The 6,372-nt window shown below is 67.1% G+C and carries 7 protein-coding genes and 2 pseudogenes; 4 read left to right on the forward strand and 5 right to left on the reverse strand.

Going from position 1 to position 6,372, the window contains the following annotated elements:
• Window positions 1-218: 218 nt before the first annotated feature.
• Window positions 219-1,271 carry a S1 family peptidase gene (locus tag QMK34_RS37535; protein WP_326419520.1) on the forward strand — a complete coding sequence of 351 codons (1,053 nt, stop codon included), beginning with the start codon at window positions 219-221 and terminating at the stop codon, window positions 1,269-1,271.
• Here the strand turns inward: QMK34_RS37535 and QMK34_RS37540 are convergent.
• Entirely contained in the window at window positions 1,258-1,599 is a 342-nt protein-coding gene (locus tag QMK34_RS37540; RefSeq protein ID WP_326419521.1) for a hypothetical protein, read from the reverse strand. The genes QMK34_RS37535 and QMK34_RS37540 overlap by 14 nt on opposite strands.
• Between QMK34_RS37540 and QMK34_RS37545 the strand changes: the two genes are divergently transcribed.
• A complete protein-coding gene (locus QMK34_RS37545) occupies window positions 1,529-1,675 on the forward strand; it encodes a hypothetical protein (protein ID WP_326419528.1) in 147 nt (48 codons plus the stop codon). The genes QMK34_RS37540 and QMK34_RS37545 overlap by 71 nt on opposite strands.
• A gap of 43 nt (window positions 1,676-1,718) precedes the next feature.
• On the opposite strand, the pseudogene QMK34_RS37550 reads toward QMK34_RS37545, so the two are convergent.
• Window positions 1,719-1,772: pseudogene (locus QMK34_RS37550) on the reverse strand (hypothetical protein); the annotation flags it as partial.
• A gap of 209 nt (window positions 1,773-1,981) precedes the next feature.
• Here QMK34_RS37550 and QMK34_RS37555 point away from each other — a divergent pair.
• Window positions 1,982-2,434: pseudogene (locus tag QMK34_RS37555) on the forward strand (DUF6292 family protein).
• Window positions 2,431-2,826, forward strand: a complete 396-nt coding sequence (locus QMK34_RS37560; RefSeq protein WP_326419522.1) for a hypothetical protein — start codon at window positions 2,431-2,433, stop codon at window positions 2,824-2,826. Before QMK34_RS37555 ends, QMK34_RS37560 begins: the two are co-directional and overlap by 4 nt.
• Window positions 2,827-3,004: 178 nt before the next feature.
• On the opposite strand, the gene QMK34_RS37565 is transcribed toward QMK34_RS37560, so the two are convergent.
• The 3 genes from QMK34_RS37565 to QMK34_RS37575 all read right to left on the reverse strand — a co-directional run bounded on the left by QMK34_RS37565 (window position 3,005) and on the right by QMK34_RS37575 (window position 6,112).
• On the reverse strand, window positions 3,005-3,742 hold the full coding sequence (locus tag QMK34_RS37565; protein WP_326419523.1) for a VIT1/CCC1 transporter family protein: 738 nt from the start codon (window positions 3,740-3,742) through the stop codon (window positions 3,005-3,007).
• A gap of 46 nt (window positions 3,743-3,788) precedes the next feature.
• Window positions 3,789-4,475, reverse strand: coding sequence for a COG4705 family protein (locus QMK34_RS37570; protein ID WP_326419525.1), 687 nt, complete (start codon window positions 4,473-4,475; stop codon window positions 3,789-3,791).
• A 503-nt stretch (window positions 4,476-4,978) separates the two neighbouring features.
• Window positions 4,979-6,112 (reverse strand): alkaline phosphatase family protein, encoded by a 1,134-nt coding sequence (locus QMK34_RS37575; protein WP_326419526.1) that lies wholly within the window; start codon window positions 6,110-6,112, stop codon window positions 4,979-4,981.
• Between the last annotated feature and the right edge of the window lie 260 nt (window positions 6,113-6,372).

A 6,372-nucleotide genomic window follows, 5' to 3' on the forward strand; every position in this document is an offset into this window, starting at 1 on the left:
TTCGCGGATGATCTTCATCCAGGTGACTCTGTAGCTGTTTCTTGAGACGTGTGGTGGAGGCCGCCGGGCGGCACTGTCACGCCGAGTCGTCACCGGCTCGGGCTTTCACGACTTTCGTGGGTGGAAGATCACGAACTGTATCTCTACGATAAGTCCACGTACGTGCGTCTGTTTGCGCCGGTGTGTCATCGCTCCATTCGTGATAGAAGGAGATGACCATGTCCAGTGTGCGTTATAGAGGTCGTATCGCCTGCGCCGTGGCGGTACTGGCGTCTGGTGTCATCCTGGCCGCCCCTGCTGCGGCCGCAGAGAATTCTCCGCCGCCACTGACCACCCGGGACGCGTCCGCGCTGGCCGCGAAGATGGCGGCGACACTCGGCGACGGAACAGTAGGTTCGTACTACGACCAGAGCGCCGCACAGCTCGTGGTCACGGTCGCGGACACCGCGGGCGCCGAGCAGGTCCGCACGGCCGGCGCGGTACCGAAGCAGGTTGGCTACCGGAAGTCGGAACTGAAGGCGGTGACCGCGGAACTCAGCCGGAAGGCCACCATTGCAGGCACCTCCTGGCGCCTGGATCCCCGTAGCGGCAAGGTACTCGTCACCGCGGACCCCAGCGTCACCGGCACCGACCTGTCCAGGCTGACGAACCTCGTGAGAGGTTTCGGTGCCAGGGCACAGCTGCGCCAGACCGGTTCGCGACTGCGTCCCCTGCTCAGCGGCGGTGACGCGATCTGGGGCCAGGGCCTCCGTTGCTCGCTGGGCTTCAACGTGCACGACTACAGCGGCAAGCCGGCGTTCCTCACCGCCGGACACTGCGGCGTCGCGACCAACGACTGGTGGGCCGACTCTGGCAACGCCCAGCACATCGCCACCACCCAGCAGGCCACTTTCCCCGGCAATGACTACTCCTGGGCCGCGTACGACCAGGGCGCGGAGGGCCCCAGTGAGGTGAACACCGGACAGCAGATCACCGGGGCCGGTGACGCGACGGTCGGCGAGTCGGTGACCCGCAGCGGCTCCACCAGCGGCGTGCACCAGGGCACTGTCACCGGGCTCGACGCGACTGTGAACTACCAGGAAGGCAGCGTCAGCGGCCTGATCGACACCGACGTCTGCGCCGAACCGGGTGACAGCGGCGGGGCACTGTTCGACGGGTCCACCGCACTCGGCCTCACCTCCGGTGGCAGCGGCGACTGCACGTCCGGCGGCGAAACCTTCTTCCAGCCCGTGCCGGCCGCCCTCAGCGCGTTCGGCCTCACCCTTCCCTGATCGGCCGGGCAACAACAGCTGGCCCTGGGTCCCGGCGCACGCCGGGACCCAGGGCCAGCTGTTGTTCGAAGCTGTGTCGTGGTGGTCTGTGCGCAAGAGGGTGTCGACGGTGCGCAGCGAGGGGTTGTCTCCGGCGGGAGCAGTTCGATCGGGGCCGCGGCCAGTGCCGGCAGCGTGGTGAGAGTCCGGCCGCGCAGAGCTGAGAGGCGCCTCCGTCCACGGCGAACTCTGCGCCGGTGGTGTAGGTGACGTCGAACGTGAGGAACGCGACTGTCTTGGCGATCTGGCCTGGGTCGCCGAAGCGCAGCATGGGGTTGTTCGCGGTCATCTGCGCCTTGGTCTGCTCGGCAGCCTGTTTCGGCATCGACCTGGCCAGGATGCCCGTGTCGATGGACCGGGACTGACGTCGTTTACGCGAGTCTTCCGCTGGAGCAGCTCGCGGGCGAGACTCCGGGTCATGGGGCGGAGGGCCGCTTTGGCAGCCGCGTAAGCGCTGCTCATCGGAAGATTCTTGACGTTCGCGACCGAGGTGGTGATGCCTGTCCGAAGGACTAACACCCGACGAACTCGCCTGCCGCGTTGCGGTCCGAACAGTGAACCCCGGGCAGCGAGCGCGGTCCGCGGGTCCGCTCGGAAGGCGGGGAGCCGTGGCACGGCTCCCCGTCACCCGGCGCCGCGTTTCCTCTGTTTCCCCCATGCCTCGAAAGGAAATGTCGTCCGTCGTGCTCACGGCCACCGCACTCCCCAGCGGTCTTGCGCACACCGCGATCCTCGCTCTGCGCGCGGTGACCGAGCAGCTGGACATCGGTCTCGAGTCCTGCACTATCGATCACGACACCCCGGTGTCGGCCTACGTCGCGCTCGACACCCGCCACCCCGGCTACCCCGACCCGGTTCTCGCCCTGCTTTAGGATGAACGGCACGGCTGGGCCGCGGCCATCGAAATCGACTCTGGCGAAGACCTGATCGTCCTGCGTTACCTCGCCGGCGACACCATCGCCCCGCCACCGAGCACCCTCGCCCGGTTCATCTCCGCCCTGCACGCCGACGACCACACCCTCGGCCAGCCCCACCCACCCCACCCGCCGGGCGCCGGGCCACTCGACGACCTCACCCCTCTGCTGCGCCGCGCCGCTGGACCGGCCGACCCGGCCCGCCAGTGACACGACACGGTGGAGGAGGGCGGATTCGGGCCGCTCGTGACCTTCCGCTGACACTGCGCGGTGACGACCGCGAGCACGTCGACGAGCTCAACGCAGAGCGTCGGCTGCTCACCTACGACCGCGACGCGGCACTGACCGAAGCGGAAACCCTGACCCGGCAGCTTGAGCAAACCCGCGCCGAGAACGGTGCCCTTTCGCTCCCGAATCGACACCCTCTGCCGCGCGCCCGCCTCACCAGGCGTGGTCAGCTCGCCGAAGCCGACGACGTCGTCACCACGGCGAAACACGCCGCCCGCAGCCTCGTACGCGACGCCGAACGGCAGGTCGAACACCTCCTGAATGTTCGCGACCGCACCGCGGCGCGACTGCGCGCCCTCGACGACGCCGGGTGACTCTGATCGACGCGCTGCTGGCCGCCGCGGTCCTGGTGGGGCCTCACGCTGAGGGCCGGGCCGGTGGTGGGCAGATCCGGTCGCCGCGTACGTCCTGGTCTACTACGCGATCTGGGAAATATGCGACATCGTCCGCGGCAGCCACTGACCATTCACTGTGGACGTGACGACGGTCGGCCTAGGTAGCCGAAGCGATGAGGTGCCCAATGCCGAAGGTCACTATAACCGCGAGAGTACCGAGCGCGAGTTGGCGCAGCCCGGCGCGCAGCAGGGGGCGCCCGGTCAGCGTGCCGACGGCCATACCCCCTGCGAGCAACGCCACCGCGGTCAACCCCAGCGACAATCCGAGACTACCGAGGCCGACCAGATAGGGAAGGAGCGGCCACAGTGCCCCGATCGAGAACGCGACCAGCGACGCCCCGCCGGCCAGCAGTGCCGATGGCAGGTCGTGAGGGTCGACGCCGAGCTCGTCGCGGGCGTGCAGCCGCAGCGCCAGGTCGGGGTCCTTCGACACCGCGGCGGCCATGCGGTCTGCGGTGTCGGAGTCCGCACCATAACCGCGGAACCGCTCAGCCAGCTCCGCCTGTTCGGCTTCGGGGAACCGCGCATGCATGTCGCGCTCGACAGCGACCTCTGCGCTGACAAGTTCGTTCTGATTGGTCACCGACACGTACTCACCCGTACCCATGGAGAACGCACCAGCGACCAAACCGGCGAGCCCGGTAAGCACGATCGTGTGCGCCGACGCCCCACCGCCGCCCACACCAGCGATCAGCGAGGCGTTAGTGACCAAGCCATCGACCGCGCCGAAGACGGTTGGACGCAACCAGCCACCGGACACATTGCGGTGCCGGTGTGCCCAGCCGGTGTCTGCCGGGCGCAGCCGAGGCCGCTGCTCACTCTCATGTCCCGCCACAGCGGTCATTGTCCCCAACTGCGGCGTTCGCCGCCCGACGACGAAGTCAATCACCTCTCGCGGCCGACGGGACAGCGATCGGGCACACGTCCGACACACCGTCGTCGACCTGTCTGCCGCGCTGCCGATAGCTGAACAGGATCAGCCCTATGAGCACCGACGCCAGTACGACGGAAGCGCCGAACGTGCCGTAACCGAGCCCGCCGGCGGCGACGGGCTTGCTGACGAAGTCACCCGCCGACGCACCCAGTGGCCGGGTCAGCACGAAAGCCATCCAGAACAGCAGGATGTGCGACACCCGGCTGTATTTCATCGCGACAGCGATCAGCGCCAGCACGGTGCCGACGACCAGCGCCGATCCGGCGAAGCCGAGGCCCGAGTCGTCCGCGAGAAAGTCACCCAGAGAGGTGCCGAGGGTGTTGGAGAACAGGATGGCCGTCCAGTACAGCGTCTCGCCACCGAATGTCTGGATAGTCGTGACGTCGAAGAAACGGCCGCTGAGCTTCCAGATCCAGAACACCGCGGCCAGTGCCGTGATCAGCACCACCGCTCCCGTCGCGTAGCCCAGTCCCGCGGTCCGGTTCATGAAGTCCGACATGGTGGTTCCGGCAGTGCTCGTGGACAGAACGACTGTCCAGTACAGCGCCGGGTGGTACGTCTTCGCCACCAACGGCGTCACCAGACTGACCAGGAACAACCCGAGCAGGATCATCGAGCTGACGAGGTAGCCCACGCGCATCGTCTGTGCGAGGAGGTCGCCTGCTGTTTCCCCAGGGTCGTCGCCGCGATCTTCATGATCCAGAACGCCACCGTGATCTGGGGAAGCTTGTTCATTAGCACCTTTCAGCGCCAGAAGGGTTGCCCATGGACGCGAGCACGCCGACGCGGTCGCGACCCCGCGGAGGGCCTCGCACCCGCTGATCCCAGTGAAGCGCATCAAACGTCCCCGCCGGGGCGTTGAACGCAGCCAGCACCCGATCCGGTGACGGATAACGGCGCGGTTTGCACGGCATTAACCGTTAGCGCGCCGAGCGCTAAAAATAGGCCCCGCTGAGATATCCGCATTGCCGATTGTCAGCGGACATGGAAAGTCCGGGTGGGCGGACGTGAAATCTCCGGGTCGATGGACATGAGATCTCCGGGACACGCCTGACATCAATGCAGGTAGGGACCCCTCCGGCGGGGTTGTGGCGCGCTACCCGAGCTTGGCCTGCGGCCGGACCTGCTGGCGGGGCATTAGGGGAGTGGGACGTCGTTGGGTGGTGGCAGCGTGCTGCCGTCACGAAGGATCACCGCCCCGACGGGTGCGGGCTTGGCGACCGGTGGAGGCGGTACCGGTGTCGGGGTGGGGGCGGGTTTCGGCGGTGTGGGTTGGGTGATCGTCGTGCCGTGGGCGGGAGGTGCGGGGTTCAGTTTCGGCGAGGCGGAGAGGTCCACGAGGTCGGCGAGGCCTGTGTCGTCGTCGACCCGGGTGACGCCGAGTTTCGGCAGCCGCAGCAGATCGATGGCGGTCTTGGGAACGCTGGGATGCCATGACCAGCGGTGGTCGATGCCGGGCCGGACCCGCCCGCCGAACATCAGCAGCGGAACGCGGGGACCGTAGGCGAGCTGGATACCGTCGGGGGTGGTCTCGACGTTCGGCGTGACCACGTGATCGTCGTAGCCGCCCCAGTCGTCCCAGGTCAGCATGAACACCGTGGAGTTCCACAGTCCTGCCTTCGCAACGGCGTCGACGATCTGCCAGATCGCGTCCATCCCTGTGCTCACGTCGGCGGTGGGATGCTCGTCGTACGGCGAGTCGTGCCACACCATCGACAGTGCGGGCAGGGTGCCAGCCTGTGCGTCCTTGATGATGTCGGCTGAACGCACGATGTTCGGCGAACCCTTGAGCTGTTTGTAGAACTCGACCGGGTAGCCACTGCTTCCGGTGTAGGCCTTCCAGCTGAGACCGTGGTTGGCGGCGAGCCCCGGCAGCGAGGGCATGTCCCAGACGGGTGGCGTCTTGCCGCGTGGCGGGTTGCGCAGTGTCGGTGTCTGGCCGCCGACGATAAGCAGGTGGTTCGGTGTCGAGTTGGTGCCGTAGCCGGCGCAGTGGTTTTCGATGAACGCGCCGCTGGCGGCGAGCCATGCGTAGAACGGAAGATCCTTGACGGTGTCGAACTGCAGGTGTGCACCGGTGATCTTCTTGGTCAGCCAGCGGTAGTAGGCGTGCCGGTCGTGTGGCTGGTCCGACGCGGGCGGGTTGGGTGAGGTGGGCCAGCCGGTCGCGACATTGGCGCCGAAGGCGGCCATGGACCGGAAGTAGTTGTCGGTGGTGTGGTTCTCCTGGACCAGGACGACTTCGTGTGAAATCGGGCTGGTGGGCGCCATAACGTTCCCTTCGAGTGGTGCTTTGCATCGTCGCTCACGGGGACTGCACACCGAGCGCTCAGAGCCACCTCCGATCTGCTGGGTCGAATAGCCGCAGGGCGTATGGACGGTTCGGGCAGAGATTCCCCGCGTTGTAGCTATTCAGCTGGTTGGTGGCGGTTGGTGGCCGATGAGGTCCGTCTGAGATGATCTTGTGGTGTCGGATCCTGCTTCGCTCGCAGCGCTGGTCGAGCAGTTGCTCGCGCGTGTGACCGAGTTGG

Origin of the sequence: Amycolatopsis sp. H20-H5 (assembly GCF_035828755.1) — a bacterium.
Taxonomy (GTDB): domain Bacteria; phylum Actinomycetota; class Actinomycetes; order Mycobacteriales; family Pseudonocardiaceae; genus Amycolatopsis.

Bases quoted from the DNA above. Each gene is read 5' to 3' on its own strand.
- QMK34_RS37535 (WP_326419520.1), top strand. From the start codon at position 219: ATGTCCAGTGTGCGTTATAGAGGTCGTATCGCCTGCGCCGTGGCGGTA.
- QMK34_RS37540 (WP_326419521.1), bottom strand. From the start codon at position 1,599: ATGACCGCGAACAACCCCATGCTGCGCTTCGGCGACCCAGGCCAGATC.
- QMK34_RS37575 (WP_326419526.1), bottom strand. From the start codon at position 6,112: ATGGCGCCCACCAGCCCGATTTCACACGAAGTCGTCCTGGTCCAGGAG.